1 pseudogene is annotated in these 1016 nt (G+C 76.4%); it reads right to left on the reverse strand.

The window, feature by feature from the left end:
• Positions 1-921: pseudogene (locus AB0J68_RS32530) on the reverse strand (sulfatase); the annotation flags it as partial.
• Positions 922-1016: the final 95 nt, after the last annotated feature.

The raw sequence follows: 1016 nt of genomic DNA on the forward strand, positions 1-1016 counted from the left end.
CGCGGCGTACCCGGCCGCGCGCAGCCGCTCGGTGCCGGTGTCCAGCACGGCGTTGACCTGCGGCGCCAACTGCGGGTCCTCGACGGCGTCGCGCCCGTAGCTCTCCACGAAGGCGAGGACGACGTCCTTGCCGCGCAGCCCGGTCAGCAGTTGGTCACCCGGGACACCCTGGAACGGGTCGGCGTCGATCTGGGCGGTGAACCGTTCCCGGTCGTGCAGCCGCGCGTCCACCTGCTCGGCGTGCGCGCCGACCAGGGCGGTGGTTCCGGCGTCGGCCACCGGCACGCCCGGGACGATCCGCACGCCGACGACGGCGCAGAGGACCCAGGCGACCGTCAGCGCGGCCACCGCCCGGGTCGCCATCCGCTCGTGGCCGACCAGCAGCGCCGCCAGCCGCCGCAACGCCACGGTCGCCACCAGCAGCAGCACACCGACCAGCAGCACGACGCCGACCACCGCGCCGACCGCGCCGGCCCGCCCCGCCGAGTCCCGCACGAAACCGAACGCGTCGTCCAGCAGCAGCCAGTCCAGCACCAGATCGAACGGCCGGTCGAGGGCCGTGCGAAACCCCAGGTCGGCGAGCTTCACGATGGCCAGCAGGCCCAGCAGCGGCCCGACCACGGCCACCACCACCCGCCGCGGCCGCGGCGGCAGCGCCAGCAGCAGCGCGGCGACCAGCAGACCCTCCAGCGGGATCCGCACAAACGCGCCGGGCGTCAGCTCGCCGAGCCGGTCCGGGCCGACCAGCACGGCGTACACCAGCAGAACCGCCAGCACCGTGCCCACCCACCCCAGCGCCCGCCGCGCCCGGCCGCGTGGCACGGGCGACACCGCGGGGGTACGCGCCGAAGCGTCACCGGTCGACGCGGGGCGCGGGCGTTGCCGGCCGGTCAGCCGGCGTAGCCGGGCGGGAAGGGTCATCAGGGCCTCCAGTCGGAGTGGACCGTACCGCCCGAGCGGGCCGCCAGCGCGGGCGTGGGCACCGGCAGCAGCGGCGGTACGACGACGGGTGTGTG

The sequence above is a fragment of the Micromonospora sp. NPDC049580 genome (assembly GCF_040675595.1).
GTDB lineage: Bacteria > Actinomycetota > Actinomycetes > Mycobacteriales > Micromonosporaceae > Micromonospora.